Source organism: Knoellia terrae (genome assembly GCF_048606435.1).
GTDB lineage: Bacteria > Actinomycetota > Actinomycetes > Actinomycetales > Dermatophilaceae > Knoellia > Knoellia terrae.
In genome coordinates this window covers 340,738-366,871 of record NZ_JBMBWH010000003.1, presented here as the reverse complement: position 1 = coordinate 366,871, position 26,134 = coordinate 340,738, and the positions used below count along the sequence as shown (strand labels likewise).

Here is a 26,134-nt window from a genome sequence, read left to right as displayed (position 1 = left end):
GACAACCTCATCACTGGCCTCGACAGCACCGAGGCCTCTTGACACCGATCACCCACATAATGCCGATGAGCGGGTGCTCAGCCTCGGTGGGGAGCCGCAAGGTCATGTTGTAGCAGGATGGTCTAAGTCACCGAGTCAGGAGCACCGCTTGCGCCAATTACGCCTTTCTGAGGTATGGGACATACTCGCGGTTCTCCTACTGCTCCCTGTGGTGATTGTGATGAGCAGCCAACTGCCCGGAGACTGGAAGCGCCACAACGGCGGTGGCCTGCCCGGGAGGGCCAGCGTGTCCGTGGTCGAGCCGACGCGTGGCGGCACCTACATCTTGGTAGACGTGTTCGACGAGGCAGGGCGAGTGGTTTCGACGGAGGAGGAGGTTAACGGAGACGCACCCCACGTCCTAGGCGCGGAGTTCCCAGTCACATACGTGCCTGCCGGCTTCACGGGCGTCACGCAGGTATACACAGCAGGCCATGACCCATTCACAACTAACCTGGTCGTTCTCATACCCTGCGCTGGCTTGCTCCTCGCCGGTCTAATCCGAGCGGGCCTTCGACTTCGGAGGCTAAGCAGTCGATGGTTCTCGCGAAATCGAACCGGTCCCTATCGCGCTGGCTATGGATACACGCGCGAATAGCATCGCGGCTCGGTCCGTCGAAGCGCCCGATCATGCCGCGTTCCGCGCTCGTGCCGACTGAGCGGATCGTGCAGGTCGACTACCCATACCCAGTTAGATCAGGGGCCTGTCGGTCCGCGGAAAAGGGGGTGCAGGCCGCTGCAGCCTCAGGTGCTGATGCTGATCACGCCGCTGTCAGATGTCGACACCGTGTAGGTCGTGGACTTACCGCCTGCTCCTGCATCCCCATAAGCCGTGACCGAAGTCCCCGGAGAAGGGATCCGCACGGTGAGTTGACCAACTTGGATCTCCTTGCCCACGAGGTTGCAGTCTCCAGCATTGACACCCTGAAGGTCAGCCTGGCTGTAAGAGGACTGGCCGGCCGCAGAGGCAGTCGGCGTTGGGCACCCAGAGGAGGACGCCTTGTCGGACCAACAGCCAGTAGAGCCGACGGCAGTAAGCAGCAGAACGCCCCCGAGCGCCGCCACAGAGCGCGGACGCGCGCACTTGGATGAGGGCGACTTCAATCCGTTGCGGACCGGCACGCCGCAAGTCTACGGGGGGCCTTGCGAATCAACCCGATCCAGTACCGCGAGCCGCGAGACCGACACTCGTCGGAGGGCTCCTCGCCGGGGACCCGTCCCCTTTCACCGACCCCCTGTACGCACCGACGGTGGAACGCCTCGACGTCGCCGCCCGCGGTCCCTGGCATAGGGCGCGTTAACCCCCTGCCGTTTCGCTCTCATGCCGCGGATCGTGCAGCGCGCTTTCGGCGAAAGCAGAAGTGGTCAGCCGAGGACCTCCGGTTCGCCATGGCAGATCTGGCGACAATCACTGAGGACAACTAGGCACTCGCTCGACACCTGCCGCAGCCCGTGGGTTGCTTGAACCGGTTTGCGCCGTCCAGGGCGCATGCCACACTCAGACACCCATTCTCAGGAGGTTGCGATGTCCGCCAACGTGCCGCACGGCGCTCCGTCGCGTGACCGGTCGACGTGGGCCATCGGGTTGGCGATCGCCGCGCTCGTCGTCTCAAGCGGCCTGGCAGTGCTCATGGCCGTGATGGTCTTGGGAACGGGCAGCACGACGCACGGGTGGTTCGCCTACGACACCCAGGTGCAGATGCGCGACATGGAGCCGCTGCTCAATGACGGGTCAGTCGCCGTTGACGCGGAGGGCGGGGTGTTAGGTGAGGTCATCGCGGGTGCGTTGCGCCGTGCGCTCGACCCCACGTTCGGACCGCTCACGTGCCAGGCTGTTCGCCCGGTTGCTGCCGACGCCACGTCCGTGTGTAACCACGAGAACCTGCCCGGCGAGAAGGTCGTCGTCCTGTTCATGAACGATCGCGGCCGGTTTGTCTGGTCGCAGATGCCCGTCGACGCCAGCGCCTACCTTCCTCAAGACTGATGCTCTGCCAGAGCCCGGCGACGCTGGCTGATCGTCGCGCACTCCTGAAGACGAGCCTGTAGAGCCCAGACGTCCTCACATGCCGCGTTCCGCGCTCGTGCCGATGAGCAGACATGGCATGTCGGTGGATGTGCCGGACGATGACCCGGTGGATGACAGGATCGAGTCCGTATCGCTTTGGACTCGGACGACTCGGGAGGCGAGGTTCCGGATGACAGACCTAGAGGTGCCGCTTAAGGAGTTGCCCCAGGCCATCAAGGGTCTTCCGATTCTCTGGTCGTCCGGGGCGGTGGCATCTTGGTAGGTGCCAATCTCGCCAACATCGCTGCCCGCGATACGCAGCTCTTGCCCGACGATTCGATTGGCGCACTGCTGCGATCACTTCTGCCAGCCAGGTTCGCCATGAAGGTCGGCCGCGACATCCCGGTGTTCGAGGACTGTGACTTCTCTGGCCTGCGCGGATGGTTCGAGCCGGGTATCGCCCAGTTCCACCGGTGCAGGTTCTTGGACGTGAACGTGCGAGGACAGTTGATGCGGGCGCACTTCGTGGGCTGCCAGTTCTCAGGGACTTGGGAGGCTAACTTCACCACCGAGGCCGCCCGGGAAGATCCGGCGTCGCGTGTGGTCATCTCCGGGAACGACTTTCGAGGGCTTCGAGGGATGGACTTTTTCGGGGTGCCCGAAGGCGCGAACGAGCTCGACACTGCGGGCGATCACCTCGTGCTGAGGAAGCGGCATCTGATTGACCCTGCAGTCAGGGATGTGCTGGCTGGCATGGAGTCGGGGTGGAGCCACATAGACGCCTGGAGAAGGGCGGGGATCAGTGGGTGCTCCTGGAGAAGGAAACAACCTTGCCCCCTTCAAAATGGCAGGCGCTAAGAACGGTGCTCTGGACGGCCTGAAGCGCAGCCACCTACTCGCGGATTCGGGCCTCGAGGTCCTGCGAATCGTCCGTCTTGCCGTGTAGTGGAAGGGACACCGGCTCGACTTTGCACGTGCTCTACTACGTCCATGCCGACACCCGGGTTCACCGAGCGAGAGAGCTTCGCACGCGCTGATCTTCGGCAGGTGACCTTCGATGGCCAATCCTTCAAGCTCTGCAACTTTCGCGGGGCAGATCTGCGCGGGGCCTCCCTTAGAGGTTGCCGCTTCTCCGGTTGCGATCTCCGAGGAGCGGACCTCCGAGGAGCCGATCTGACCGACGCCGTGTTCACGTACGTCGCGACCCACACGGCGGACTATGGGCGCACCGATGTCTCGGGCGCGCAATGGCAGGATGCTTGCCTGAAGCGTGTCACAACAGATCGAGTAATCGGTTGGCCAGCGGACTGACGTCCGGAGATGCCGCCATTTGGACGCTCTAGGTGTCACATGCCGTCTGGCGGGGGGACGCCGGTGGGCGGCTCATTTCACCACCCGTCTCGCTTGGCGAGGTGTCCACGCGCCAGAGCCGTCACCAAATGGTCAGTCAACCTTTCGGCCACGTAGCCAAGCTCCTCGTCTGTGGTCGGGGGGTCCGCGAGAACGTTCGCGTCCCGAAGCCCAGTCTCGACAACCTCGTTGATCGCCACCCAGTCGTGATCCGTACCCATGAGGTGATGGTTGCCGAGGGTCCAACCAGGAACGCCCGGACATGCCGCCGACCGCGCGTCGTAGGCCAGCTTCATCCGGGGTGGGTTGTTGTTTGTTACGTTTCTCCGCATGAGAAGGGCTCTTGCGGGGATTGCCCTGTTGATCGTGACACTGCCTTCTGGCTGTGCTGGGGGCTCGACGGCTGGGGCGCAACAGTCTGCACCAAGCGGTACTTCGGGGTTGGCGACCTCCTCGACAACTGCGTCGGCAACGAACCCCGACCGCACATGGGCCGAAGCCCGCGCCAATTTCGCTGGCACCGGCTCATTCACTTTCGAGGGCAAGACCGCAACGGTCAGCGAGGCCTTTCAGATTACGCGGACGGTGCGCGGTGAGGTCGATCGCAGCACAGATGCCTCATTGGTGAGAACGTCCATCACCTCACCTGATCCGAACCTTGCTGTTCCTGGGGAGACCGTCGTCTTGAGCGTTTCCGATGGCATCTGGATGCAGATGACCGAATGGAAGGCACCCAACCGTGGCAAGTGGCTCGACCTGGCGGCACAAGGCTCTGCTGGAGTCGGGCAGCGGACCTTGCTGGAGGAAGCATTGCTCTCCTTCGTTCCCGAGGGCAGCACCGCTGAGGCTTCGCAGTTCTCAGGCATGGCCCCCTTGTCGGACACGGCGAAGCTTCTCGGCATGACGAGTCTGCCGGACTCCCTCCAGATCGACGGCGACGTAAACATGACCGTCACTCTGGATGACAACGGATCAATTACGCACGTGCAGCTGGACGGCGCGGGACTTCGCGGTTCCTCCTTGCCCAGCGAGTACGCAGGCGCGGTTACAGCCTCCCGCTTCGAGGCCGAGGTGGACCTATCCGGTTCCGTCAATGTGAAAGCGCCTTCAGCAGATTCAGTTGTCAGTTCGCTCGAGCAAACTGACTGACCGCCTCTTCTGGCCTTCCGCCATTGGCTTCGCGTCTCCTTAGCGCGGCGGTAGCGCTGTAAGACGCTGGCATCAGATGGGCCGTCCAAGCCAGCCAAGTCCAACGCAGGCAAGACGCTCGGCAAGGGTTGACTGCGGCCGGCAGCGCTCGTCGTCCGATCTATTGCGGGAGCTGCCGGCCCACGGTTCCAAGCGTGGCGACCAAGGACGCGCTAAGCGACGCACGCTCATGGCTCCCTTCTGTGTCAAGACGCCCGCGGGAGGGTGGTCGTAGGCTGGGTGGTGGCGGGTCCGGGAAGTGGCTTGTCCGAAGAGCCGGTGTGGGGTTGTGAGCCGGTCGCGCTGGAGTCAGAGTCGTTGCCCCGGTGCCCTCCCGGGCTCGTCACCTTGCTCGCGGTGTAGTCGCCGAGCATGGTCCGGTAGACGATGTCGGACAGGCGCCGTTTGAGGCAGCGCATGGCTTCCATCGAGGTCTTGCCGGCGGCTTTCTTCCGGTCGAAGTAGGCCCGGCCCTCGGTGCTGGGGGTGCGCAGCTGGACCGTGGCCATGATGTGCAGGACCGGTTGATCTGTCGGTTCCCGCCGCGGGAGAGGCGGTGGCGGACGTGGTCGCCGGAGGAGGCGTCGATCGGGGCGGTGCCGGTCCAGGACGCGAAGTGGTTGCGGTCGGGCAAGCGGGACAGGTCCCCGACCGCGACCAGGAGTCGTGCGGCGCCGGAGGGGCTGATGCCGTGCAGGTCGAGCAGCGAGGTCCCGGTCGCCGCGACAAGTTCTTTCAGTTCCTTGTCTGCGGCCTTCTTGCGGGTGTAGATCCGTTCCAGGTCGGCGACGAGCTCGGCCGCGACCCGTTTGCGGGTCTTGCCCACCGCGTCACGCGGGCGGACACCGGCGAGCAGGGTCTTGGCCTGTGCCGCGGAGAGGTACTTCTTCGCGGCACCGGGCAGCATTTCCAACAGGATCCGGTGCAGCTGGCTGATCTAGCGGGTGTGCTCGTCCCCGATGCAGCGGCGCCGGTCGACCAGCAGCTGGAGCACCTCGAGCTGGGCATCGGACACCACGGGTCGCAGCCCGGCCATACGGGTGCCGACCAGCGCGACCGAGTGCGCGTCGGTGGCATCGGTCTTGCGGCCCTGCCCGGTCGCGAACACCCGCGCCCGCGCGGACAGCTTGGCCGGCACGTCGACGATGTCCTGACCGTCGGCCAGGAGCCGGTGGGCGATGTGCCGGCCGATGCCCTCGCAGCCCTCGATCGCCCACACCCGGTCCGGCCAGCCGGCGACGAACGCCAGCGTCTCTTGGTAGTCCTCGACGGTGGTGTCGAACCGGCCACCACCCACGACCGTCTCGTCAGCCAGCATCACCTCGATCGTGACGCTGCGCTTGTGCGGGTCCATCCCGATCACGACCCGCGGAACCTGCTCTTCCATGACGTCCTCCATTCGCCTCGAACCTGGTGATGGTTGGGCGTGGAGGGCACCGCTACTTCGAGCAGAGCAATCCCTTGACTTGTTCACTTGCCTCAGGCGCCATGGGTCTGCAGCCCTACGGTGTCGAGGGTGTCGGTCCGGGCTGGCTCGCAAGTCCCCTTGCCGCCTTCGGGCTGGCTCATCAAGAGCGTGCGTACCCGGCCGGCACCCGCCGCGGTGTGGCTCAGCAGAGGCGTGATCGTTCCAGAAGTCAGGTTGCCCGCCGTGGTCCCTTCCGTCACGTTTCGAGAAAGGCGTCACTGGTGATCACGATCGGGATCGACCCGCACAAGAGCTCACTGACCGCGGTAGCGGTCCACGCGAAGGGCATGCCCGGGCCTCCGCTGCGGGTGGTGGTGGACAAGACCACGCCGGCGGTGCTGTTGGCCTGGGCCGCGCAGTGGCCCGAGCGGCGGTGGGCCGTCGAAGGCGCCACCGGGTTGGGCCGAGGCATCGCCCAGCAGCTCGTCGCTGCCGGTGAGGCCGTCCTGGACGTCCCGGCGAAGCTAGCCGCCCGGGCCCACCTGCTTGGCTCCAGCAGCGCCCGCAAGACCGACGTCGCCGACGCGACCTCGGTGGCCGCAGTCGCGTTGCACAACCGGCGCCTGAACCAGGCGCGTGCCGAGGACGAGACCACGGTCATGCGGCTGCTGACCGAACGGCGCGAGGACTTGGTGGCCGAGCACACCCGCTGGATCAACCGGCTTCACGTCCTGCTGCGCGACCTCGTCCCCGGCGGGGCCCGCGTGCGCCTCAACGTCGCCCAGGCGTCCGCGCTGCTCGCCAAGGTCCGGCCCGTCACCGCAGCCGACCACCAGCGCAAGCAGCTCGCCCGGAACATCGTGCGTGACCTGCGCCGGCACGAGGCGTCTATCAAGAACCTCGAGAAGCAGCTACGCGACGCGGTATCGGCCAGCGGCAGCACGCTCACCGAGATCCAAGGCATCGGGTTCCTCACCGCGGCCGAGATCCTCGCGCTAACCGGCGACATCCGGCGCTTCCCTAACCAGGAGCACTACGCCAGTTACGCCGGCACCGCCCCGATCGACGTCTCCAGCGGCGACCAGGAAACCCATCGCCTGTCCAGACGAGGCAACCGTCAGCTCAACGCCGCCATCCACGTCGCAGCCATCACCCAAGCTCGCGACCCCGGGCCCGGCCGGGATCACTCCCGCCGCAAGATCGCCGAACACAAGACCGTCAAAGAAGCCCGTCGCAGCCTTAAACGCCGCATCACCAACGCCATCTATCGCCGAATCCTGGCCGACCAGCAACGGCCCCAAGTCCACGTCGCTTGACACACAGAGGCGCTCTTGAGCCTCTCCTGCCCGGCGGTGCCCGGGCGGCGCAGTCCATGTGAGAGCCACACGATCACCGTGGGCAGCCGCGATTGAGAGCGACGAACCCGGGCACCTGAACCGAGCCTGCGCAGGCACCGGTCCTGCCGTCAATGAAACAAGTAGCCGCGATCCGAGTGCCCCCTCACTTCCGGTCGGGGGTATGCATCGAGCGTTGGACGATGACCCGATGGCCACCACGGGAGGCGGGGATTCGTCTACTCTCGACCGGCTGGATCAGAGCGGCGGGGCGACGATGTTGGCGCTGACGCCGTACTCGACGTCGACATTGTGCCGGATCCCGCCCAGCACCATGTGGACGCGTCGCAGGTCCCCGGTTTCGCCGTGGACCCACAACTCACCGGTGATCTGCTTGGGCGCCTTGCCGTCGATGAGGTGGAGGTCCATGGCGTCGAGGGTGGCTTTGGTGTTCGCGGTGTAGGCGTAGTGCACGAGAGGGGTGCCGGCCTCCTCGACCGTGCCCTTCGAGGTCACAGTGGTCACCCCTGCCTTGAGGGCCGGGATGAGCAGGTGCACGGCAAGTTCGTAGACATCAGCCTCCGCGTCCTTGAAGCCGGTCTTGCGCCATGTCGGTGATCCCGCCTCACCCTCGTTGTCGTAGGCCTTGCCGTCCAGCACCACGAGATCCCGGTAGCCGTCCGAGTCGTCGATGAAGACGCGCGCTGCCAGTGGTTTGCGTATGACGATCTCGCCCCCGGCATCGAGTGTCGGATCGCCACCCTCTGTGTCCTCGATCTGGAAGCTGACCGAAGGATCCTTCTTGATGAGGGCATCGGTCGCGGCCAGCAGGGGTCCGATCTTCGTGTGCAGGGTCGGGGACGGCGTCGGGCTTGCTGACGCGCTGACGGTGGCAGATGCGCTCGTGCTGGCGCGCGCCTTGCCACCCGATGCTTCGGTCTCGCCCGAATCGCCCGCGCCTCCGCAGCCGGTCAGTGCAAGGGTCGCGACTGTCGCCGTGACGGCGCCCCTCAATACAGCGTTGATCCTCATGTGTCCCTCGTCCCCGTTGAACGGCCGACAAGGGCCACTGCTGGATCGGTCCAGGTGGTCAACGAGCGCCGGCGCGAACCCATGGTAGCTCTGCGGCGTCATCGCGGGGAGGCGTTCCCCGACATCCGTGGGGAGAGGTGGGGATGACGAGATCGTCCGGTGGGAAGCAGATTGAGCTCTTGGATCGCGACAGTCGAGCCGTGCGCCGCAGGCTGAAGTAGGTGACACCTTCGTGGTGATCCACGACCCCTGATCTTTCCGGCCCTTCCCAGTGAAACGTCCGCAACTGCCGCGAAGCGCGCGGTCGTGCCGATCACTGCGAGTTGGCCCAGACAGCCCACGCACCACGCCGCGGGGTGCGGGCCGCTAATCAGTATCGGTAATGCAGAGCACCGTGATCTCGGCATTTCGGGTGTCCGTAAGGACGCAGGTGTGGTCCCACGCAACGTTGGCGAACCACGGCGTCCATGCCTCGTGCGAGACGTCGACCCGAAAATCCTCGAAGCGGTCGCCGATCAGGGCGTGCACGGCACCGGCAGCCAGGTCCTTGGCTTCGCGCGCCGTCCCTCGGAACCGCTCGTAGGCGCCGCCCTGGACGATCAGACCTGCCCAGGCTCCGTCCAACATCAGTGAGCCCGCCCATTGCTCCTTGAGTCCCGCAGCTTCCCGATCCAGCCTTGGAGGAACGTTGAGCGCCGGGAGGGCTTCGCGAAATGTGTCGCTATCGAACAGCAGCCTAAAGAGTTCGTACTCGTCGAGGCGATTTCGGCTCGCAAACCACTGCGCTACATCGGGGTACTCCACAGCACGCCAGCGGCCCAGAAGGAACCCGCCATTGGAGTGTGTGCGGCGCACCTCGTCCAGATAGGACTGGAGAGAGTCGTCGTCCAATGGCCGCGTCTCCCACCGGAGGTGCGGCCAGGATGCGATGAGTTCCTGAAGCGACGGGCGAGGTTGGTCCCAATCGACAGAATTCCAGGGGCGGGGCATGCGGTCATTGTTGCTGTGGCGGCCTGTACGAGGGGCGGGAAACGCCCGGATCTGCCGCTGATCGCGCGCCGAAGTTCAGCGCTCCGGCTGTATGACCACAGTTCCGCACACAGCGCATCGCAGGGCAGGCGCGCTGTGGTTGAAGAGGCCCGTCGTTAGCGGAATGCCGGCCAGGTCACCAAGGATGCCGCGGCTCTTCTTGAACTTGACGCCCGGCGACCTGCCGACAATGAGGCCGGAGGCGAGTTCGGCGCTGCCGCACGTGGGACAGGCGATCTCGTTCTGGGACATGTCCTCATCCTGCCCGATCGACGAGCGGTCGCACTCTTTTGCCGCAGGTCGCGCTCCTTCTTGCCACCGCTCTACGTAGCCTTGCGTTCATGTTCAGCGGTGACGGTGTCCCGAGGCACCTTCGACACCTGGTGCGCGATCTTGACGCCATGGGCGACGGCACGGGTCGCAGCCTGGTCCGGGCACTGGCAGCGAGTCAGATCTGGGAGCCCTACTTCCAAGTCGTGCGATGGCGAGAGCGCCGAGGCGACTACCAGCTGGACCACGACGACACCTATGTCTTGGCGATGGTGAATGCCCTCGGCGGTGGCATGGAGGCGGAAACGCTGAACTCGGCACTTCGCCAGGACGAGGACCTGCGGGAGGAAGCCTTCTGGAGAATTTTCGAGGTCCGTGGCACCAGACGCGTGAACCTTGGGTATCTGGAGCGATACCGCGGCGAGGCCGGGGAAGGGTGGGAGTCGAGCATCCTCACCCTCATCAACGAAGGCACCCTCAGCCGACAGCGAGTCGCCGACGCGTGCGCCCGCGCTCTGGCCCGGGACTTCTCCCCGATCGAAGCGGCATGGTTCAGACGCCTGGCGTCGAAGGTCAACTGATCCCAGAACGTCCGCTTCTGCCGCAGATACTGTCGATCCGCAGCGCTGGCGCGGTGAGTCGGAGAGGATCTGCTCATGGGGCGCCTCGTGATGACGGCCACGACGATGTTGGTGGGCATTACTCTCCATGCCTTGACAGGCTGCGCCGCCCGGGATAGTGCTTCGCCGCCGCTACCGGGTGCTGCAGCTTCCGACGTGCTCGACACGTATCTGCGCGCCTTCGTTGCGGGCGACTGCGCTACTGCCCATGCGGCCGCGACACCCACGCTCGCCGCCGACCCTTCGGAGCTCTGTGGCGAGGTGAAGGTCTCGGCGTTCTCCGTGCGCGAAGACCCAGCGACCCCCAGCCCCAATAAGGTGGTCTACATGACCACCCTCACCACGAACGGGAGCAGTGACGGCACAATCGCTCGAGGGGAGACCGTCTGGTTCTACGGGCTCCAACGCGAAGGTGGCCAATGGCGGGTCGTCAGTGGAGGGTCAGGTCCGTAGGAGTGAGCCGGACGCACATGCCGCGCTAGGTGCGTTTGGGGCGATGCTGCAGCAGGGCTGCCGCGACAGCGGTCACGATGACGCCGAGGGTCAGGACGATGAACCCAGGACCCGGCAGCGGGATGAGCGCCACGCCAAGGGCGATCAGGACCAGTTCGATTCCGAGCAAGACCTTCAGCACGATCACATCCTTGACCGTCTCAGTGGCTGACGTTGGCCTTGCACTCATCTGCCGCGGATGGGGCGCTTCAAGTCGCCGCCGGTCGAAGTGGTCAATCGATCGCTTACGGCTCAGAGAAACGCCTAACGTCTAGGTCCCCCCACCTCACTGAACCATCACCCAGCAGGTACGTCGCGCCGTCATCCGCCTGCCATAGGGAGAACGTCGCTGACTTGCGGTTGTGTCGCGGTGGGCCCTCACGGACAAGGGCCTTCACGTCCTCAGTGTCAACCCACATCAAGCCGCACCCGCCACCGCAACCACAGGCGTCTATGACTACTCGGGCGCCCGCCCGGGCCAGTTCCCACACTCGGGCGTTTGGGAGGTCCTCTTCTACGCAGGTGTACTCCAGCCCGGACTCATCAACGAGCGTGTCATCATCCAGCGAGGCGATGCGCGGGGGGACCACGTCCTCGGTCTCCGGGAGGCCACTGACCATCTGCGCGAACGTCTGGCGCGTCGGCTTCTTGCCCATCCCCCCAGTATCCCCCGTGTCCACCAGCACGCGAGGTGACTAGCGAACCGGCTCCAACGCCCGAACATGCCGCAGATCGCGAATGCCGACGGGCGGACCTGCAACTGCCACAGGGCTCGTGGGAACAGCGAGAAGCAGGGCTGCCGTCTGTCTTGCTGACCAAATCGGCCCCGTGCCTTGGGCAGGTCGCCCCACGCCGCAGTCATGTCGTAGTTGCGAAGGGCCCTCCTGCTGGCCGCGTTGGCCACCGGTGCGAGCACCGGAGCATGCACCCAGAACTGCACCCTTAACGCCCTGTGAGTCGCCACGGCGAGGTGCTCGCGGACGTGCCCGCTCGTTTCCGTAGGTAGGAGCCTCATCGTGATGGCACGATCACCGCATGACGGTCACTAGCGCCGAGAATCCGACAACACGGCGTCGCCAAGTGGTTAACTGGACGCGCCCCTTCGGCGCCCTGGCCGCGCTGGTCGTGGCCGGGACGGCCATGGCCGCAACCGGGATCGGCACAGGTTCTGGCCCTATCAGCCATGGCGTCGGCACAACCTTCGGCATTAATCGCTCAGCGCCGTCCACCTTCTCGTCTGGGATCATCCTGCGCAATCACGGCTGGTTCGACGTGCAGATCGAAAGCATCCGCCCGATACCGCGTGGTGACGCGGCGAGTGGTATGCCGTTGCGGGAAGTCTCCTTCACCCTCGAGACCTACCCCGTGGGCATGTCAGATGGATCGGCCGAGCCGGAGATGCCTCGTTCCGTGCGTCGCCCAGCTGCGGGCTTCGTGCTTCCCCCGAGCGACGGCTCACCCGACTCGTCCGCCTTCGGGGTGGCCACGTGGGAACTCGTTACAGATGGCGAATGGGCCTACGACGGCTACGAGGTCATCTACCGCCATGGGTTCATCCGACACCGGGCCGAGGTGGGGCCTCGCACCGTTGCCTGTCCCGACCCGTTGACGACCTGCGACTGATGCTCGTGGTCGAGGAGAGTTGCTGACGCGCCAATCGCACGCTCATGCCGCACACGGGTCACGTGACCCACACTGGTCTGCATGCCGGAGGACCGCTTCACGCTACGGACGAGGTTCAACGAGGACGCGCTGCTCTACCACCGGGCGCGCCCGACATATCCACCTGCCGTCTTCGATGCAATCTTTAATCGCCTCCCACACGCCGCGTGGGCTCCGCCGCGGGTCCTCGAGATCGGCTGCGGAACCGGTCAGGCGACGCGGCCGCTGGCCGAGCGAGGCTGCCAGGTCCTGGCGGTCGACCTCGGCGCCGACATGACGGAAGTGACGCGCAGCAACCTGGCCGCCTTCGCCAACGTCGAGGTCGTCCACGCCGACATTGAGCAGTGGGACCCTAGAAAGACGAACTTTGACCTGGTCCTGAGCGCGACCGCCTTTCACTGGCTCGACCCCGCCACTAGATTCCCCCGGGTCGCGCGCCTACTGCGCCCCGGTGGCGTTCTCGCGCTCATCCAGACCATCCACATCGAAGGTCGGTCCGAGACGTTCTTCTCCGACGCCCAACGCTGCTACGAGCGCTGGGACCCCGCCACTCCGCCCGGGCTACGCCGACCACGCCTGCAGGACCTACCCGTCAACAGCGAGTACGGCATTGAGCAGGCCACCGAGTTCGACGAGGCCAACGTCCAGCGATTCGCTGTCGACTTCCGTTACACCGCGCAGCAGTACCTAGACTTGTTGAGGACCTTCTCCAACCATCAAGCCCTGCCGGCCGCCAGCCTCGAACGTCTCCTCGCCTGCTTGCGTCAGCGCATCGACGCCGAACCAGACCACAGCATCACCAAGTCCGTCGCCTTCGAGCTCAGCAGCGCCCTCGCTCGCTGACCCGCACACGTCGTACCATCCCACCGGTCCTGCGTGGGGGTACCTTCGGCGACCACGTCAGGGCTGGCGCACTTGACGACACTGAATCGTTCGGCAGAAATGCACGCACTGACTTTCCTGCCTGATGCTGGCCGACGAGCCCAACGTTCAATTCTTGCGCACGTCAGGGTGACGCGTTTACTGGAATGCCGCGGATCGCGCGCTGTGGTGGCCGCTCGCAGCGCGCGACACCACTCCTTGGGATCTGGCCGGCCGCACTGGCGCCCGACGAGGGGCCGGCGCCTACGTACGGGGGTGCGCCCGCGGCGACCCGCTCCGCCAAACCGCCCCACGAACACCCATGCTTTCGTTGGCGGGGCCTCGGTAGTTGGACTCAATCTGTGCGGTGCAGAATCAGCCGAGTCGCTTCGTGCGCTGCATCCCATTGTGGAAAATGACCGCATCGCTCGAACCAGTGCAACTGCGCGTCAGGGAACAGCTGCGAGGCACGAGCTGCCTGACTTGGCACGGTCACCAAATCACGACATCCCCAACCGATCGTGACTCTGCCGGGCACCGTGCCGGCCGGGGCGCCGTCTTGCTTTAGCCCTTTGGTCAGGGCGTCCATCGCAGCGCCGGTAGCCGGGGCATCGGCCAGTCCGAGCACGTCCGGCAGCACGGTCCCAGGCGAGAGCGCCCAGGGTCGCGCTGAGAGCTGCGCCAACAGCAAGGTCCTTCCCACGCGGCTGCCAAGCAGTGCGGGTAACCGGCCGCGCAGCGCTCGAACCAGTGCGATTGACGGCCGCAACGTCGCGCCGAAGACGAGGAGCTCGTGGTCGCTCCAAAAGCCGCCCGGGTCCAACGCCACGGTGTCGCCGCCCACTCCCCGTCGCGCGAGCTCGAGCACGATCCGGCCGCCCATCGACTGGCCCACGGTGGCGACCCCGTCCAAGCCCTGTTCGCGAATGAAGTCACCGACGGAGTTGGTCAGGGTGGCGATGGAGACCTCGCCGGTCAAAGGGGGCGTCTCGCCGAACCCCGGCAGGTCGACTGCGATAACTTCACGGCGCTCGGCCAGCTCATCGATGATCCGGGGTCCACGATCGCCACCCGGCGCCCAGACCATGCACAAGCAACAGTGGGCTGCCGGTTCCGCGTCGAACGTGGTTCAAGGTCACGCCGTAACGCTAATTCATGCGGATCCCGGAGTCTTCGGTCACTGCAGGCGGATCCCTTGGGGGAGCCCGGTGGCGATGCTCGGTGGTCGAGGGTTCTCGAATCGTTGTGCGCAGTGCTCGTGCCTCGCACCGAACCGTCTCACGGTTGCGAAGCGTCCGGAACTGCCGCTCTCCGCGAATCCGTGGTCGCGATGATGCGTCGCCGTCGGGGCTACGTGTGACTCTCAGTCTCGCGGGACCTGACGCGACCGCGCGGGAACATCGGCTAGAAGTTTTGTCCGTTGCCCCACTGGTTCGGCGTCGTGCTGGGCCCACTCCCATACACCTGGTCGGACACGTGGTGCGGGTCTCCTGACCCAGAGCCACGGCGCATCAGCACGACGATCGGGACGACGAACACGATGACGCCGGCCACGATCCACCACCACATGGGTTGCTCACTTCCGACGAGTGCAGCATGACGAGATGCCCGAGTGTTCCGCGGCTGAGCAGTGGTGTCCAGTGCAGGAGCAGGCGGGTTGCTGATCAGTTGAACTGCACGCCGATGCGTTGCTCACAATGACGACGAGGACGTCGAGCCACAGAAGGAGTTCATCTGTCGATCTTGGACGCGCCCCCTCGCCAGAAACGCCCGTTATTGCCGCAGGTGTGCGGTGATCCGTCGTGATACCGGCAGGCAGCGACGCGTACCTGGTCGCCGGCGATCTACGAGGCGATGCTCGTCGGTGATGCGCCTGGACCAACATCCGGCGACGTCGTGCTCGAGCGCCTCCGGCTTCCCGATGCCTTCGTTGCCGTTGCGTTGGATCTCGACCAACAGGGCGTTGAGGCGTTTCGGGACCTTGCGGTCCTGTGCTCGCCACCAGAGGTAGTCCTCCAAGCGTTCTCGTCCCAGACGAGCAGCACGTCAGTCGGTGTCGACCGGGTCGTGGACCCCGCCACCTCCGGCTTCGAGGCGCTCCATCGCATCGAGCAGGCGACGGGCGTTGGCGGGCGAGCGCATCAGGTACGCCGTCTCACGCAGGGACTCGTCGTCGTCGAGTGTCATGACTGCCTCCCGTACATGAAAGCGTGCGCTCACGCGTGTCAAAGCGCAATGAAGCCTCCCTCGACAGCTCGTGGCCACGCGCGCATAGTTCGACGCCGGGCTCGTCCTCGCCCCGGTGCGAGTGTCAGGCAGCGTTTCGCACGGCGTGGCGGACGTAGACCACGCCGTTGGCGAGTCGTCGGTGGTCCAGCAGCTCGAGGTCGAGCCGAACGCCTCGGGGCAGCGCCGGCTTGCCGCCGCCGACGAGGACCGGGCACAGCAGCAGGACGCACTCGTCGACCAGGCCGTGCCGGAAGGCCTCGGCCGCGATCCCCGCGCCTCCGATGCTCAGGTCCGAGTCGGAGGACTCCTTGAGCCGACGCACCGCCTCCGGGTCGAACCGCCGCTCGATCCTCGTGCGCGCGGTCGACACGTCGGGAAGCGAGGTGGAGTAGACGACCTTGTCGGCGTTACGCCAGATCCCCGCGTACTCGCGGACCACGGGCGGCTCGTTCACCAACCAGTCGTCGGTCTCCCACACACGCATCGCCTCATACATGCGCCGCCCGTAGAGCGACGTACCTATGCCCCGCTCGTGCTCGTTCCAGAACGCGTGCAGGTCCTCGTCGGGTACGGACCAGTCGAAAGAACCCGTCTCGTCCTCGAGGAAACCGTCCAGCGAGATGTTCGCCGCGTAGATCAACTTGCCCATGGAGCCCTCCACTCGGACGCGGGGCGACGGCGTGCGACGTCGCACAGGCACAGTCAACAACATCGACGGCGACGCGGGCGCCGCTTGGCAGGCACGGGTGGTGGCACCAACACAGAGTCGCGCCGGATGTGGTGCCGGAACCCATTCTTGGGTGGTGAGCGGACGGCATACGGTGCACGCCAGGGTGGCACCACGCGACCCGAGGCGCGGGAGGTGAGCCGGTGAGGGTCGAGCCCGCGTTCACCGTGCAGGTCGAGACCGGGACCCTTGCCGTCCACGACCTCATCCCGGGGACCGCCCGCCCGGACGTGCCCGTCATCCTCGCCCTGCACGGCATCACCGCGAACGGCCTTGCGTGGCAAGCGCTCGCGGACGAGATCGTCCGCCGTCACGGCGTCGGCACGGTGCGGCTGATCGCACCCGACCTGCGTGGGCGGGGTGCGAGCCGCGACGTGCCCGGCCCGTTCGGACTGGCCGCCCACGCGCAGGACGCCCTCGCGATCGCCTCCGCGTTCGGCGGGCGGCCGATCCTCGTCGGGCACTCGATGGGTGCCTTCGTCGCGGGCCTCGCGGCGGCTCAGGACCCGGACCGCTACCGCGCGCTCGTCCTCGTCGACGGGGGCCTCGCCTTTCCGGCGCCGGCAGGCCGCGACGCCGACCAGGCCCTCTCCGCCGTCCTCGGTCCGGCGATGGCACGGCTCGACATGGTGTTCGACTCGCCCGAGGACCACCTCGCCTTCTGGCGTCGGCACCCGGCCGTCGGACCGCTGCTCGCCGGGCCCGCCGGCGGATGGCTGCAGCGCTACCTCGCCCACGACCTCCTCCGGGGCACCGACGGCTGGCGCTCGAGCTGCGTCCTCGAGGCGGTCCGCGCCGACGGGCGCGACGTGCTCACCGACCCCGACGCCCACACGGCGGTGCGTCGTGCCGTCGAGTCAGGTGTCGACACCCAGCTGATCTGGGCCGAGCGAGGGCTCCTCGACGAGCCGCAGGGGCTCTACGACGAGGCCCGGCTGCGGGCCCTCGGCCTCCCAGCGGGCCTGCGGACCCGTGAGGTCAGGGGCTCCAACCACTACTCGGTGATCCTCGAGCCGACGGCCATCACGGCGCTGGCCGACGCCGTCGACGGTCAGCTGGCCACGAGGTGACGAAGCCGCAGCGCGAGCTGGAGCTCGAGCGCCCGCTCCGGTGACTGCCACGCGTCCCCGACGAGCCGGGTGATGCGCTCCAGCCGCTGCGCGACCGTGTTGGTGTGCACGTGCAGGCGGGTCGCCGCATGGCGCGGGCTCGACCCGGCGAGGAAGTACGCCTCCAGGGTGCCGACGAGGTCGGTGCCGCGCGCCGTGTCGTAGTCCACGAGCGCGCCGAGGACCGAGTGCACGTATGCCGCGACCTCGGGTCGGGTGCCCACGATGAGTCCCGCGAAGCCCAGGTCCGACGCCGAGGCGCCGTCCCCCCGTCGGCCGAGGGCGACGAGTGCTTCGGCGGTCCGCAGGGCCTCGGTGTGGGCGGCGGCGAGGTCGGCGACCAGCCGACCATCTCCCTCCCGGACCGGACCGGCGGCGCCCACGGTGACCACGCCGACGCGGGTGAGCCGCTGGGCCAGCTCGGTGGCGGCGGGGCCTGGCTCGGTGCAGGGGAGCAGGGCCACGGCGTGTTCGTCGACCTCTCCGACGAGACCCAGTCCGCCGAGCGCGGCGTTGACGGCGAGCACGAGCGAGCGGACCGGGCCGCCGTCGTCGCGGCGGACCACGAGCAGGCAGGTCGGCTCACGCAGGTCCACTCCCAGCGAGCGGACCGCCGGCGACAGGACGCCGAGGTCCCCATGCCCGCTGACGAGCCGGGCGACGACGTCGGTGCGCTGCTGCTGCCGGGCCTCGGCCCTGTTGCGCTCACCGAGGAGGACAAGTGCTGTCACGACCGCCGCGCGCTCGACGGTGCGTTCGTCGGACTCGTCCATCGTCGACACGTCCCCGATGGCGAGGTAGCCGATGGGGGTGTCGGTGGCGCTGATGCCCACCGCCCACACGTCCCCGACCCGGGTGAGCCGGGCACCCTCCGCGTCGGCGACGACCTGCGCAGCGAGCTCCTGCAGGGCGTCACCACTCGGGGGAGCCGCTCCCGCCACGCTGCGCGGGATCCCCTCCTCGTCGAGCAGGATGGCCCATCCGCCGAGCAGCTGGGTGAGCGACTCGGTGAGGTCGTCGACGCCGCCGCCCTCGAGGACGATCTCGGCGAACCGGTCGTGAGCGGTGGCCGCCCGCTCGATGCCCGCGGCGTACTGGCTCACTCGCTCGGTGGCCTCCGACAGGGCCGCCAGGGTGCGCGCCGCGTCCTCTGCCGCCCGCACCTGCACGATGGTGACGGCCGCCAGTGCGGCCAGCGATCCGAGCAGCGCGACCTCGTCGTGCGTGAAGGGGCGCGGGGTGCGGTTCGAGGCGAACAACACGCCGACGAACTCGTCCTTGACGATGAGGGGAGTGCCGCAGATGGCGACCAGGCCCTCGTCACCGACGGCACCGTCGATGGCGCTCGTGTGCATGAAGCGTGCGTCGGCGAAGTAGTCGGCCGTCCAGTACGGCTTGCGCGACTGGGCGACGAGCCCGCCGAGCCCGGCGCCGAAGTCGAGACGGACGACCTGGAACTGGGCCGAGACCGAGCCCGCGGTCGCCCGCATGTAGGTGTCCTCGTTCTCGGGGTCGTAGAGGGTGAGGTACGCGACGTCGGTTCCCATGAGGGCCCGGGCCCGCCGCACGATCGCGTCGAGCACGACGGAGGGGTCGGTCATCGAGGCCAGCTCGCGGGCGGTGTCGACGAGGGCGGCGAGCTGCTGCTCGCGTCGGCGCTGCACGTCGAAGGCCCCGGCGATGCGCATGGCGAGGTCCCGCGCGTGCGGGTCCACGTCGAGGGCGGCGAGGTCGGCGGGCGACGCACCGGAGGCGAGCGACTCGAGCAGCCGCGTGCCGGCGTCGACGTTGTCGGGCATGAGGGCGATCCTAGGTCCCACCGAGGCACACCCCATGGTTCGAGGGTCCATGAGACACGCCGGACCATGGTGCGCGAGGACATGGGTGGGTGTGGACGACCGCCCTATGGTGAGGCCTCATCGCCTGCAGAGCCCTTCTGCCGGTGAAGCACGAGGAGGTGCTTGGTGACGACTGGCGCATCGACGTCCGCGACCGCGACGGCCACGACGACATCGTCGACCGCGATCCTGCGGACCGTCGACCTGACGAAGGACTTCCGTGGCTTCACCGCCGTGAACGCGGTCAGCCTGGACGTCGCCGAGGGGACGATCCACGCGCTGGTGGGGCCGAACGGTGCCGGGAAGACCACGCTGTTCAACCTGCTCACCGGCTTCCTCACCCCGACCTCGGGGCAGATCCTCCTGCGCGGCGACGACATCGCGGGGCGTCAGCCCGAGCAGATCGCCCACATGGGCGTCGCCCGCTCCTTCCAGATCACCAGCCTCTTCGAGCAGATGACGCTGCTCGAGCACCTCGAGCTGGCCCTCGCCGCACCCACCGGCCTCGGCTACAAGTTCTGGACGTCGCGCAAGAGCCTGGGTCGCTTCAGGAAGCGCGGGATGGAGCTGCTCTCGGAGGTCGGCCTCGCCGACCGGAGCGGGGTCACCGCCGGTTCGCTCGCCTACGGGCAGAAGCGGGCGCTCGAGATCGCCCTCGCCCTGGCCAACGACCCCGCCCTGCTCCTCCTCGACGAGCCGACGGCCGGCATGGGTCTGGAGGACGTCGACCGCACGATCGCCCTGGTCAAGAAGGCCTCGGAGGGGCGCACGGTCGTCTTCGTCGACCACAACATGCACGTCGTCGGGTCCCTCGCGGACCAGGTGACGGTGCTCCAGTCCGGTGAGGTCCTCGCGGAGGGGACCTACGACCACGTGAGGAACGACGAACGTGTCATCACGGCATACCTCGGGGAGTCGGGGGGCGAGCATGGCTGAGCGGCTGCTCACCGTCGACAACCTGTCGGCCTTCCACGGCGAGGCGCAGGTCCTGCGCGACGTCTCCATCGACGTCTCGTCCGGCGAGGTCGTCACCCTCGTGGGCCGCAACGGTGCGGGGAAGACCACCCTGCTGCGCTCGATCATGGGTCTGCACCGCAACGTACGGGGCACGATCACCCTCGACGGCACCACGCTCGACGGCCGGTCCGCGGACAAGCGTGCGCGTCTCGGGCTCGGCTGGGTCCCCGACGACCGCGGCATCTACGCGACCCTCACCGTCGAGGAGAACCTCAGCCTGCCGCCGGTCGTCGACAAGGACGCGTCGTGGAGCCTGGACCGGATCTACGAGCAGTTCCCGGTGCTGCGCGAGCGCCGCGACTTCCCCGGCACGAAGCTCTCCGGAGGCGAGCAGCAGATGCTCGCCATGGCGCGCCCTCTGCGAGCGGGCTCGCGACTCCTTCTCCTCGACGAGCCCAGCGAGGGCCTCGCACCGGTGATCGTGAGCCAGATCGGCCAGATCATCCGGGACATCCGTACCCAGGGTGTCGCCGTCCTCCTCGTCGAGCAGAACGTGAAGTTCGCCTCCACCGTGGCCGACCGCCACAACCTCCTCGCCCAGGGCGAGGTCGTCGAGAGCCTCGACAACGACGAGTTCCAGTCCCGCACCACGGAGCTCCTCCAGCACCTCGGCATGTAGCCGAGCCGTACCACCAGCACGACCACACCATCACCACCATCGGACCGCCGGCTCCGGCGTACGACACCCCAGGAGGGGAAATGCGACACACCAGAAGAATCAGCCTCGCGGCCATGGTGGCCGGCTCCGGCCTCGTCCTCACCGCGTGCGGCAGCGCCGGCGGCGGACCGTCCTCGGCGAGCGGCAAGATCAGCGACGACAAGATCGTCCTCGCCGTGCTCAACGACCAGTCCGGCGTCTACAAGGACCTCTCCGGCCCCAACTCGGTCGAGGCCGTGAAGATGGCCGTCGAGGACTGGAAGGCCAAGCACAAGGACGACGCGGTCAGCAAGAACATCGAGGTCGTCACGGCGGACCACCAGAACAAGCCCGACATCGCCAACACCAAGGCGCAGGAGCTCTACGACCGCCAGAAGGCCGACATCATCCTCGACGTCCCGACCTCGTCGGCGGCCCTGGCCGTGGCGAACCAGGCCAAGACGAAGAAGAAGGTCTACATCAACATCGGTGCCGGCACGACCGCGCTCACCGGCGCCCAGTGCAACAAGTACACCTTCCACTGGGCCTACGACACCTACATGCTCGCCAAGGGCACCGGTGGCACGCTCACCAAGGACGGCGGCTCGAAGTGGAACGTCGTCTACCCCGACTACGCCTTCGGTCAGGACATGACCAAGTCGTTCGAGGGCCAGATCACCGCTGCGGGTGGCTCGATCGGCCAGAAGGTCCCGACGCCGTTCCCCAACGACAACTTCGCGACCTACATCACCAAGGCCGCGGCCGACAAGCCGAACGTCATCGGCACCATGCACGCCGGTGGTGACCTCATCAACTTCGTCAAGCAGTACAACCAGGCCGGTGTCTCCGACCAGATCAAGCTGGCCGTGGGCCTGATGTTCATCACCGACATCCACAGCCTGGGCGCCGAGCAGTTCAAGGGCGTCACCTTCACCGAGGCCTGGTACTGGAACTTCGACGAGCAGAACCGCGCCTGGGCCGACAAGTTCCAGGCCAAGACCAAGACCCGTCCGTCGTTCGCGCACGCCGCCAACTACTCGGCGGCCTTCAACTACCTCGAGGCCGTCCAGGAGGCCGGCTCCGACACCGGTGACGACGTCGTCGCCAAGCTCGAGGGCAAGAAGATCAACGACTTCTTCCTGCGCAACGGCGAGGTCCGCGCCGAGGACCACCGCGTCATCCACGACGCGTACCTGGCCGAGGTCAAGCCCGCCGCCGAGGTCAAGGAGGAATGGGACTACGAGAAGATCGTCGCCACCATCCCCGCGGCCGAGGCCTTCAAGCCGGTGGCCGAGTCCGGCTGCTCGATGTGACGTCCGAGTCCTGATTCCCCGGTTGTCCTGAGGTCACAGAGGTAGGCGATGAGTGCATTTATCCAGTACACGCTGCAGGGTCTGGCGACGGGCGGGTTCTACGCCCTCGCCGCCCTGGGGCTGGCGGTCATCTTCGGTGTCATGGGGGTGGTCAACTTCAGCCACGGCGCCATGTACATGCTCGGGGCGGTCGGCGCGGCCGTGCTCCTCGACGTCGCCGACGTGCCGTTCTGGGGAGCGCTCGTCATCGTCCCCGTCCTGCTGTTCCTCTTCGGGATCCTCGTGGAGCGGCTGCTCGTGCGGTGGCTCCTCGCGCTCGACCCGCTCTACAACTTCCTGCTCACCTTCGGCCTGACGCTGCTCATCGTCGACCTCGTGAAGCGCCGCTACGGCGTCTCCGGGTTGCCGTACGAGCTCCCCGCCGGGCTGGAGGGGCGGGTCAACGTGGGTGGGCTGAGCCTGTCGAGCTACCAGCTGTTCGCGGCCTTCTTCTCCGTGGCGCTGTGCGTCGCGGTGTGGCTGCTCCTCACCAAGACCCGCATCGGCATGATCGTGCGGGCCTCGACCGAGAACGCGGAGCGCACCCGAGCGCTCGGCATCAACGTCGGCCGCTGGGTCACCCCCGTCTTCGGCTTCGGCATCGCCCTGGCCGGGGTCGCGGGTGTCCTGGCGGCCCCGTTCCGCGCGATCACCGCGGACATGGGCAGCAACTTCATCATCATCCTGTTCGCCGTCGTCGTCATCGGCGGGCTCGGCTCGATCCTCGGTGCCGTCATGGCCGGGTTCCTCGTCGGGCTCGTCGAGGCGTACGGCCAGGCCTACGCGCCGTCCTACGCGCAGGTCCTCATCTTCGTCCTCATGGCAGCGGTCGTGCTCGTCCGCCCGGCAGGACTCTTCGGCCGCGAGGAGGCCTCATGAGCGCCCAGCTCACCGAGACGACCCACGTCGAGACGGCGGCGTCGTCGGCGCCGGACCGCCGGCTCAACCCGTTCCTGCGGGCCGGGCTGCTGCTCCTCGCCCTGCTCGTCGTCCTGGCCCTGCCCTGGTACATCTACCCGCCCGTGGCGATGGACATCGTCGCCTGGGGACTGTTCGCCATCTCGATCGACCTGCTCCTCGGCTTCACCGGGCTGCTCAGCTTCGGGCACGCGGCGTTCTGGGGCACGTCGGCCTACGTCACCGGCCTCATCGCCATCAGGTCCGGTCTGCCGTTCCCGGTCGCGATCCTCGGCGGGGCGCTGGTCGCGATGCTCATCGCGGTGCCCACCGGCTACCTCGCCGTGCGGCGAACCGGCATCTACTTCGCCATGGTGACGCTCGCCTTCGCCCAGATGATCTTCTTCATCGCCAACCAGGCCCGCGACATCACCGGCGGCGAGAACGGCCTCCAGGGCATCCCCAAGTCGTTCTTCGGCGTCGAGCTCGTCGAGACGGACCCGTTCTACTTCTACTACGCGGCCCTGCCGCTCATCCTGCTCGGCGCGCTCATCGCCTGGCGCACCGTGTCCTCGCCGTTCGGGCGGGTGCTGCTCGCCATCCGTGACAACCCCGCCCGTGCCCGGGCGCTCGGCTACGACGTCGAGCGCTACAAGATCATGGTGTTCGTCATCTCGGCCGGCATCGCCGGCCTGGCCGGGGGAGTCTTCTCGGTCAGCCACGGGTTCGCCTCGCTGCAGGAGCTCGTCTGGCAGACGTCCGGCAAGGTCGTGCTCATCACCGTCCTCGGTGGCATCGGCACGCTGTGGGGTGGCCCGTTCGGCGCCGCCGTCGTCGTCCTCCTCGAGGACTACCTCGCCTCGTCCGGCTTCAACGGCATCGGGATCATCACCGGCACGATCTTCGTCCTCATCGTCCTGCTCTTCCGCAAGGGCATCTGGGGCACCGTCGCGGACCTCGTGGCACGGCTGCGCAGTCGTGGCCGGACGCCGGGTCGCCGCGATGCTTGAGGGCCGGACGGCGCTCGTCACGGGTGCCGCGAGCGGCATCGGCGCGGCCGTGGTCGAGCGACTCGCCGGAGCCGGCGCCCGGGTGCACGCCGTGGACCTCGACGGTGATGCCCTGGATGCGCTGGTCAAGCAGGTGGGCGTCGAACGCGTCACCCCGTGGGTGCTGGACCTCGCGGACCTCGACGCCCACGGCGCCCTGCCCACCGACATCGACGTCCTCGTCAACAACGCCGGCATCCAGCACGTCGCACCGGTCCACGAGTTCCCCGTCGAGGAGTTCGAGCGGATCCACCGGATCATGCTGCTGTCGCCGTTCCGGCTCGTGCGTGCGTGCCTTCCCCACATGTATGCCGCGGGCTGGGGTCGCGTCGTCAACATCTCGTCCGTGCACGGCCTGCGTGCCAGCCCGTTCAAGTCCGCCTACGTCTCGGCGAAGCACGGTCTCGAGGGTCTGAGCAAGGTCGTCGCCCTGGAGGCCGGCGACAAGGGCGTGACGAGCAACTGCGTCAACCCGGCATACGTGCGAACACCCTTGGTGGAGAAGCAGATCGCGGACCAGGCGCGCACCCACGGCATACCGGACTCGGAGGTCCTGGAGAAGGTGATGCTGACGCCGGTCGCCGTCAAGCGGCTCATCGAGCCGTCCGAGGTCGCCGACCTCGTCGGGTTCCTCTGCGGCCCATCGTCGGACTCGATCTCCGGGTCGTCCTTCACCATGGACGGCGGCTGGACCGCGCACTGACGTTGGTCTCGCTCGCCGGCGCTCGTCGCACCCACGCATCGATTCGCCGCAGTCCCATCCGCACGTCGCGCGCTGCGCGCACTCCGCGCTCCCGCCAGGCCCAGCCAGCGGCGAATCGACGCGTGCGTGCTCCTGGGGCGGAGCGAGGGGCGTCAGGAACGGCGGCGGCTGGAGGTCAGGGTGAACTTGGTGGTGCGCTGGACCTGCTTCGTGGAGCCGAGGACCTTGTCGAGGATGGGGCGGTAGTTGAGGTGTGAGTTCCAGACGCACCAGAGCTCGCCGCCGGGCTCGAGGACCCGGGCGGCGTCGGCGAAGAGGCGTTCGGCGAGGCCGGAGTGGACGGCCGCGCCGACGTGGAACGGCGGGTTGAGCACGACGAGCTGCGCGGAGGCGTCGCGCTCGGTCTCGAGACCGTCGGCGCGCACGACCTCGATGCGGTCCGCGACGCCGTTGGCGGACGCGGTGGCCCGGGTGGACGCCACGGCCGCGGCCGACTGGTCGGTCGCGAGGACGCGCAGGTCGGGTCGGGCGAGGGCCAGCGCGGCGGCGACGACGCCGCCGCCTGAGGCGAGGTCGATGGCCCGGTCAGCCGGCCTCATCGCCGGGAGGTGGTCGAGCAGGAGGCGGGTGCCGATGTCGATGCCGGTGCCGGCGAAGACCCCGCCATGGGCGACGACGGTCAGGCCGACGTCCTCGTGACGCTGCTGACGGGGCCAGTCGGTGGCGACGTCGGCGCGCGGGGCACTGGCGTGCAGGACCCGGGACTTCTGCCGGGCGAGGCTGGCGCTCACCTCGCCGAACGAGGCCGCGAGCACCTCGTTCATCGAGCGGGACATGTGCTTGACCCGACCGCCGGCGACGACCCGCACCTGCGGGCGCGCATGGGCTGCGACGAGCTGGGCCACCTCGTCCAGCTCGTCGAGCGAGCGGGGGAGCTGCAGCAGGACCAGCCGCGCCCCTTCCACGAGGGTGGCGTCGAGCGGGTGGTGCGCGAACGGCGTGGTGTCACCGTCACGGCCGAGGCCGCGGCGGCGGGCGTTGGACACCAGCGCCCGCTCGCCGAGGAGTCCGTCCTGGTGCACCCGGACCCGCGTCGCCCCACCGGCCAGGGCGCCGAGGGTGAGCGCACCGTGACGGTCCCCGATGACGACCACCTCGCCGGACAGGTCGCCGGCCTCGTCGAGGATGAGGCGGTCGGTCGCGTCCCACGCCTGGAGGTTCGGTGCCTCGACGTCGGGCCAGCGCCGCAGGTCGTCCCAGTCGTCCGTCGTGGAGGTCGTCGTCAC

At 67.5% G+C, this 26,134-nt stretch carries 28 protein-coding genes and 2 pseudogenes; 16 read left to right on the top strand and 14 right to left on the bottom strand.

What is annotated here, in order from left to right; genetic code table 11:
- Positions 1-1,564: 1,564 nt before the first annotated feature.
- The 4 genes from ACOJV9_RS06980 to ACOJV9_RS06965 all read left to right on the top strand — a co-directional run bounded on the left by ACOJV9_RS06980 (position 1,565) and on the right by ACOJV9_RS06965 (position 4,543).
- Positions 1,565-2,023 (top strand): hypothetical protein, encoded by a 459-nt coding sequence (locus ACOJV9_RS06980; RefSeq protein ID WP_420184463.1) that lies wholly within the window; start codon positions 1,565-1,567, stop codon positions 2,021-2,023.
- Between the two features lie 402 nt (positions 2,024-2,425).
- A complete protein-coding gene (locus ACOJV9_RS06975) occupies positions 2,426-2,902 on the top strand; it encodes a hypothetical protein (RefSeq protein WP_420184462.1) in 477 nt (158 codons plus the stop codon).
- A 132-nt stretch (positions 2,903-3,034) separates the two neighbouring features.
- Positions 3,035-3,355, top strand: a complete 321-nt coding sequence (locus tag ACOJV9_RS06970) for a pentapeptide repeat-containing protein (RefSeq protein WP_420184461.1) — start codon at positions 3,035-3,037, stop codon at positions 3,353-3,355.
- Positions 3,356-3,835: 480 nt separating this feature from the next.
- Positions 3,836-4,543 (top strand): hypothetical protein, encoded by a 708-nt coding sequence (locus ACOJV9_RS06965; RefSeq protein WP_420184460.1) that lies wholly within the window; start codon positions 3,836-3,838, stop codon positions 4,541-4,543.
- A 245-nt stretch (positions 4,544-4,788) separates the two neighbouring features.
- On the opposite strand, the gene ACOJV9_RS06960 is transcribed toward ACOJV9_RS06965, so the two are convergent.
- From ACOJV9_RS06960 to ACOJV9_RS06950, 3 genes and pseudogenes are all read right to left on the bottom strand, one after another.
- On the bottom strand, positions 4,789-5,091 hold the full coding sequence (locus ACOJV9_RS06960) for a hypothetical protein (RefSeq protein WP_420184475.1): 303 nt from the start codon (positions 5,089-5,091) through the stop codon (positions 4,789-4,791).
- 68 nt (positions 5,092-5,159) lie between these two features.
- Positions 5,160-5,489: pseudogene (locus tag ACOJV9_RS06955) on the bottom strand (transposase); the annotation flags it as partial.
- Between the two features lie 30 nt (positions 5,490-5,519).
- The gene (locus tag ACOJV9_RS06950; RefSeq protein WP_420184459.1) at positions 5,520-5,969 is read right to left on the bottom strand and encodes an IS110 family transposase; all 450 of its coding nucleotides are present in this window, start codon (positions 5,967-5,969) and stop codon (positions 5,520-5,522) included.
- Between the two features lie 302 nt (positions 5,970-6,271).
- Here ACOJV9_RS06950 and ACOJV9_RS06945 point away from each other — a divergent pair, with 302 nt between their 5' ends.
- A complete protein-coding gene (locus ACOJV9_RS06945) occupies positions 6,272-7,306 on the top strand; it encodes an IS110 family RNA-guided transposase (protein ID WP_420184458.1) in 1,035 nt (344 codons plus the stop codon).
- 276 nt (positions 7,307-7,582) lie between these two features.
- Here the strand turns inward: ACOJV9_RS06945 and ACOJV9_RS06940 are convergent, their stop codons facing one another.
- The 3 genes from ACOJV9_RS06940 to ACOJV9_RS06930 form a co-directional block, all read right to left on the bottom strand.
- Positions 7,583-8,356: a hypothetical protein gene (locus ACOJV9_RS06940; protein ID WP_420184457.1), complete on the bottom strand. Its 774-nt coding sequence runs from the start codon at positions 8,354-8,356 to the stop codon at positions 7,583-7,585.
- Positions 8,357-8,722: 366 nt separating this feature from the next.
- Complete coding sequence (locus ACOJV9_RS06935; RefSeq protein WP_420184456.1) at positions 8,723-9,247, bottom strand: hypothetical protein; 525 nt, start codon at positions 9,245-9,247, stop codon at positions 8,723-8,725.
- Positions 9,248-9,421: 174 nt separating this feature from the next.
- Positions 9,422-9,637 carry a hypothetical protein gene (locus ACOJV9_RS06930; protein ID WP_420184455.1) on the bottom strand — a complete coding sequence of 72 codons (216 nt, stop codon included), beginning with the start codon at positions 9,635-9,637 and terminating at the stop codon, positions 9,422-9,424.
- An 89-nt stretch (positions 9,638-9,726) separates the two neighbouring features.
- On the opposite strand from ACOJV9_RS06930, the gene ACOJV9_RS06925 reads away from it, so the two are divergent.
- Together ACOJV9_RS06925 and ACOJV9_RS06920 are read left to right on the top strand one after the other, a co-directional pair.
- Entirely contained in the window at positions 9,727-10,236 is a 510-nt protein-coding gene (locus tag ACOJV9_RS06925; RefSeq protein WP_420184454.1) for a DUF6493 family protein, read from the top strand.
- A 75-nt stretch (positions 10,237-10,311) separates the two neighbouring features.
- Positions 10,312-10,728 carry a hypothetical protein gene (locus ACOJV9_RS06920; protein ID WP_420184453.1) on the top strand — a complete coding sequence of 139 codons (417 nt, stop codon included), beginning with the start codon at positions 10,312-10,314 and terminating at the stop codon, positions 10,726-10,728.
- Positions 10,729-10,753: 25 nt separating this feature from the next.
- Here ACOJV9_RS06920 and ACOJV9_RS06915 read toward each other — a convergent pair whose 3' ends face one another.
- Together ACOJV9_RS06915 and ACOJV9_RS06910 are read right to left on the bottom strand one after the other, a co-directional pair.
- The gene (locus tag ACOJV9_RS06915; protein WP_420184452.1) at positions 10,754-10,909 is read right to left on the bottom strand and encodes a PGPGW domain-containing protein; all 156 of its coding nucleotides are present in this window, start codon (positions 10,907-10,909) and stop codon (positions 10,754-10,756) included.
- A gap of 103 nt (positions 10,910-11,012) precedes the next feature.
- Positions 11,013-11,423 carry a hypothetical protein gene (locus tag ACOJV9_RS06910; RefSeq protein WP_420184451.1) on the bottom strand — a complete coding sequence of 137 codons (411 nt, stop codon included), beginning with the start codon at positions 11,421-11,423 and terminating at the stop codon, positions 11,013-11,015.
- Positions 11,424-11,802: 379 nt separating this feature from the next.
- Between ACOJV9_RS06910 and ACOJV9_RS06905 the strand changes: the two genes are divergently transcribed.
- Together ACOJV9_RS06905 and ACOJV9_RS06900 are read left to right on the top strand one after the other, a co-directional pair.
- Positions 11,803-12,390, top strand: coding sequence for a hypothetical protein (locus ACOJV9_RS06905; RefSeq protein WP_420184450.1), 588 nt, complete (start codon positions 11,803-11,805; stop codon positions 12,388-12,390).
- A gap of 81 nt (positions 12,391-12,471) precedes the next feature.
- Positions 12,472-13,272, top strand: a complete 801-nt coding sequence (locus ACOJV9_RS06900) for a class I SAM-dependent methyltransferase (RefSeq protein WP_420184449.1) — start codon at positions 12,472-12,474, stop codon at positions 13,270-13,272.
- Positions 13,273-13,645: 373 nt separating this feature from the next.
- On the opposite strand, the gene ACOJV9_RS06895 is transcribed toward ACOJV9_RS06900, so the two are convergent.
- From ACOJV9_RS06895 to ACOJV9_RS06880, 4 genes and pseudogenes are all read right to left on the bottom strand, one after another.
- The gene (locus tag ACOJV9_RS06895) at positions 13,646-14,377 is read right to left on the bottom strand and encodes an alpha/beta fold hydrolase (protein ID WP_420184448.1); all 732 of its coding nucleotides are present in this window, start codon (positions 14,375-14,377) and stop codon (positions 13,646-13,648) included.
- Between the two features lie 709 nt (positions 14,378-15,086).
- Positions 15,087-15,335, bottom strand: a pseudogene (locus tag ACOJV9_RS06890) (Txe/YoeB family addiction module toxin); the annotation flags it as partial.
- Between the two features lies 1 nt (position 15,336).
- The gene (locus ACOJV9_RS06885) at positions 15,337-15,477 is read right to left on the bottom strand and encodes a type II toxin-antitoxin system Phd/YefM family antitoxin (RefSeq protein ID WP_420184447.1); all 141 of its coding nucleotides are present in this window, start codon (positions 15,475-15,477) and stop codon (positions 15,337-15,339) included.
- A 124-nt stretch (positions 15,478-15,601) separates the two neighbouring features.
- Positions 15,602-16,168, bottom strand: coding sequence for a dihydrofolate reductase family protein (locus ACOJV9_RS06880; protein WP_420184446.1), 567 nt, complete (start codon positions 16,166-16,168; stop codon positions 15,602-15,604).
- A 221-nt stretch (positions 16,169-16,389) separates the two neighbouring features.
- On the opposite strand from ACOJV9_RS06880, the gene ACOJV9_RS06875 reads away from it, so the two are divergent.
- Positions 16,390-17,316 carry an alpha/beta fold hydrolase gene (locus tag ACOJV9_RS06875; protein ID WP_420184445.1) on the top strand — a complete coding sequence of 309 codons (927 nt, stop codon included), beginning with the start codon at positions 16,390-16,392 and terminating at the stop codon, positions 17,314-17,316.
- Here the strand turns inward: ACOJV9_RS06875 and ACOJV9_RS06870 are convergent.
- Positions 17,298-19,154 carry a helix-turn-helix domain-containing protein gene (locus tag ACOJV9_RS06870; protein WP_420184444.1) on the bottom strand — a complete coding sequence of 619 codons (1,857 nt, stop codon included), beginning with the start codon at positions 19,152-19,154 and terminating at the stop codon, positions 17,298-17,300. The genes ACOJV9_RS06875 and ACOJV9_RS06870 overlap by 19 nt on opposite strands.
- A 165-nt stretch (positions 19,155-19,319) precedes the next feature.
- On the opposite strand from ACOJV9_RS06870, the gene ACOJV9_RS06865 reads away from it, so the two are divergent.
- The 6 genes from ACOJV9_RS06865 to ACOJV9_RS06840 all read left to right on the top strand — a co-directional run bounded on the left by ACOJV9_RS06865 (position 19,320) and on the right by ACOJV9_RS06840 (position 24,848).
- Complete coding sequence (locus tag ACOJV9_RS06865) at positions 19,320-20,129, top strand: ABC transporter ATP-binding protein (protein WP_474544395.1); 810 nt, start codon at positions 19,320-19,322, stop codon at positions 20,127-20,129.
- Entirely contained in the window at positions 20,122-20,829 is a 708-nt protein-coding gene (locus ACOJV9_RS06860) for an ABC transporter ATP-binding protein (RefSeq protein ID WP_420184443.1), read from the top strand. Before ACOJV9_RS06865 ends, ACOJV9_RS06860 begins: the two co-directional genes overlap by 8 nt.
- Before the next feature lie 80 nt (positions 20,830-20,909).
- Entirely contained in the window at positions 20,910-22,160 is a 1,251-nt protein-coding gene (locus ACOJV9_RS06855) for an ABC transporter substrate-binding protein (protein ID WP_420184442.1), read from the top strand.
- A 48-nt stretch (positions 22,161-22,208) separates the two neighbouring features.
- Complete coding sequence (locus ACOJV9_RS06850) at positions 22,209-23,078, top strand: branched-chain amino acid ABC transporter permease (RefSeq protein ID WP_420184441.1); 870 nt, start codon at positions 22,209-22,211, stop codon at positions 23,076-23,078.
- A complete protein-coding gene (locus tag ACOJV9_RS06845) occupies positions 23,075-24,106 on the top strand; it encodes a branched-chain amino acid ABC transporter permease (RefSeq protein ID WP_420184440.1) in 1,032 nt (343 codons plus the stop codon). The genes ACOJV9_RS06850 and ACOJV9_RS06845 overlap by 4 nt, the downstream gene beginning before the upstream one ends.
- Positions 24,099-24,848, top strand: a complete 750-nt coding sequence (locus ACOJV9_RS06840; protein WP_420184473.1) for a 3-hydroxybutyrate dehydrogenase — start codon at positions 24,099-24,101, stop codon at positions 24,846-24,848. The genes ACOJV9_RS06845 and ACOJV9_RS06840 overlap by 8 nt, the downstream gene beginning before the upstream one ends.
- Before the next feature lie 152 nt (positions 24,849-25,000).
- On the opposite strand, the gene ACOJV9_RS06835 is transcribed toward ACOJV9_RS06840, so the two are convergent.
- Complete coding sequence (locus tag ACOJV9_RS06835; RefSeq protein WP_420184439.1) at positions 25,001-26,134, bottom strand: class I SAM-dependent methyltransferase; 1,134 nt, start codon at positions 26,132-26,134, stop codon at positions 25,001-25,003.

Excerpts from the sequence above, each read along its gene's own strand:
- ACOJV9_RS06980 (WP_420184463.1), top strand. The coding sequence starts at position 1,565 with ATGTCCGCCAACGTGCCGCACGGCGCTCCGTCGCGTGACCGGTCGACG.
- ACOJV9_RS06975 (WP_420184462.1), top strand. The coding sequence starts at position 2,426 with ATGAAGGTCGGCCGCGACATCCCGGTGTTCGAGGACTGTGACTTCTCT.
- ACOJV9_RS06970 (WP_420184461.1), top strand. The coding sequence starts at position 3,035 with ATGCCGACACCCGGGTTCACCGAGCGAGAGAGCTTCGCACGCGCTGAT.
- ACOJV9_RS06960 (WP_420184475.1), bottom strand. The coding sequence starts at position 5,091 with ATGGCCACGGTCCAGCTGCGCACCCCCAGCACCGAGGGCCGGGCCTAC.
- ACOJV9_RS06950 (WP_420184459.1), bottom strand. The coding sequence starts at position 5,969 with ATGGAAGAGCAGGTTCCGCGGGTCGTGATCGGGATGGACCCGCACAAG.
- ACOJV9_RS06940 (WP_420184457.1), bottom strand. The coding sequence starts at position 8,356 with ATGAGGATCAACGCTGTATTGAGGGGCGCCGTCACGGCGACAGTCGCG.
- ACOJV9_RS06930 (WP_420184455.1), bottom strand. The coding sequence starts at position 9,637 with ATGTCCCAGAACGAGATCGCCTGTCCCACGTGCGGCAGCGCCGAACTC.
- ACOJV9_RS06925 (WP_420184454.1), top strand. The coding sequence starts at position 9,727 with ATGTTCAGCGGTGACGGTGTCCCGAGGCACCTTCGACACCTGGTGCGC.
- ACOJV9_RS06920 (WP_420184453.1), top strand. The coding sequence starts at position 10,312 with ATGGGGCGCCTCGTGATGACGGCCACGACGATGTTGGTGGGCATTACT.
- ACOJV9_RS06910 (WP_420184451.1), bottom strand. The coding sequence starts at position 11,423 with ATGGGCAAGAAGCCGACGCGCCAGACGTTCGCGCAGATGGTCAGTGGC.
- ACOJV9_RS06905 (WP_420184450.1), top strand. The coding sequence starts at position 11,803 with ATGACGGTCACTAGCGCCGAGAATCCGACAACACGGCGTCGCCAAGTG.
- ACOJV9_RS06900 (WP_420184449.1), top strand. The coding sequence starts at position 12,472 with ATGCCGGAGGACCGCTTCACGCTACGGACGAGGTTCAACGAGGACGCG.
- ACOJV9_RS06895 (WP_420184448.1), bottom strand. The coding sequence starts at position 14,377 with ATGGTCTGGGCGCCGGGTGGCGATCGTGGACCCCGGATCATCGATGAG.
- ACOJV9_RS06885 (WP_420184447.1), bottom strand. The coding sequence starts at position 15,477 with ATGACACTCGACGACGACGAGTCCCTGCGTGAGACGGCGTACCTGATG.
- ACOJV9_RS06880 (WP_420184446.1), bottom strand. The coding sequence starts at position 16,168 with ATGGGCAAGTTGATCTACGCGGCGAACATCTCGCTGGACGGTTTCCTC.
- ACOJV9_RS06870 (WP_420184444.1), bottom strand. The coding sequence starts at position 19,154 with ATGCCCGACAACGTCGACGCCGGCACGCGGCTGCTCGAGTCGCTCGCC.
- ACOJV9_RS06860 (WP_420184443.1), top strand. The coding sequence starts at position 20,122 with ATGGCTGAGCGGCTGCTCACCGTCGACAACCTGTCGGCCTTCCACGGC.
- ACOJV9_RS06855 (WP_420184442.1), top strand. The coding sequence starts at position 20,910 with ATGCGACACACCAGAAGAATCAGCCTCGCGGCCATGGTGGCCGGCTCC.
- ACOJV9_RS06850 (WP_420184441.1), top strand. The coding sequence starts at position 22,209 with ATGAGTGCATTTATCCAGTACACGCTGCAGGGTCTGGCGACGGGCGGG.
- ACOJV9_RS06845 (WP_420184440.1), top strand. The coding sequence starts at position 23,075 with ATGAGCGCCCAGCTCACCGAGACGACCCACGTCGAGACGGCGGCGTCG.
- ACOJV9_RS06840 (WP_420184473.1), top strand. The coding sequence starts at position 24,099 with ATGCTTGAGGGCCGGACGGCGCTCGTCACGGGTGCCGCGAGCGGCATC.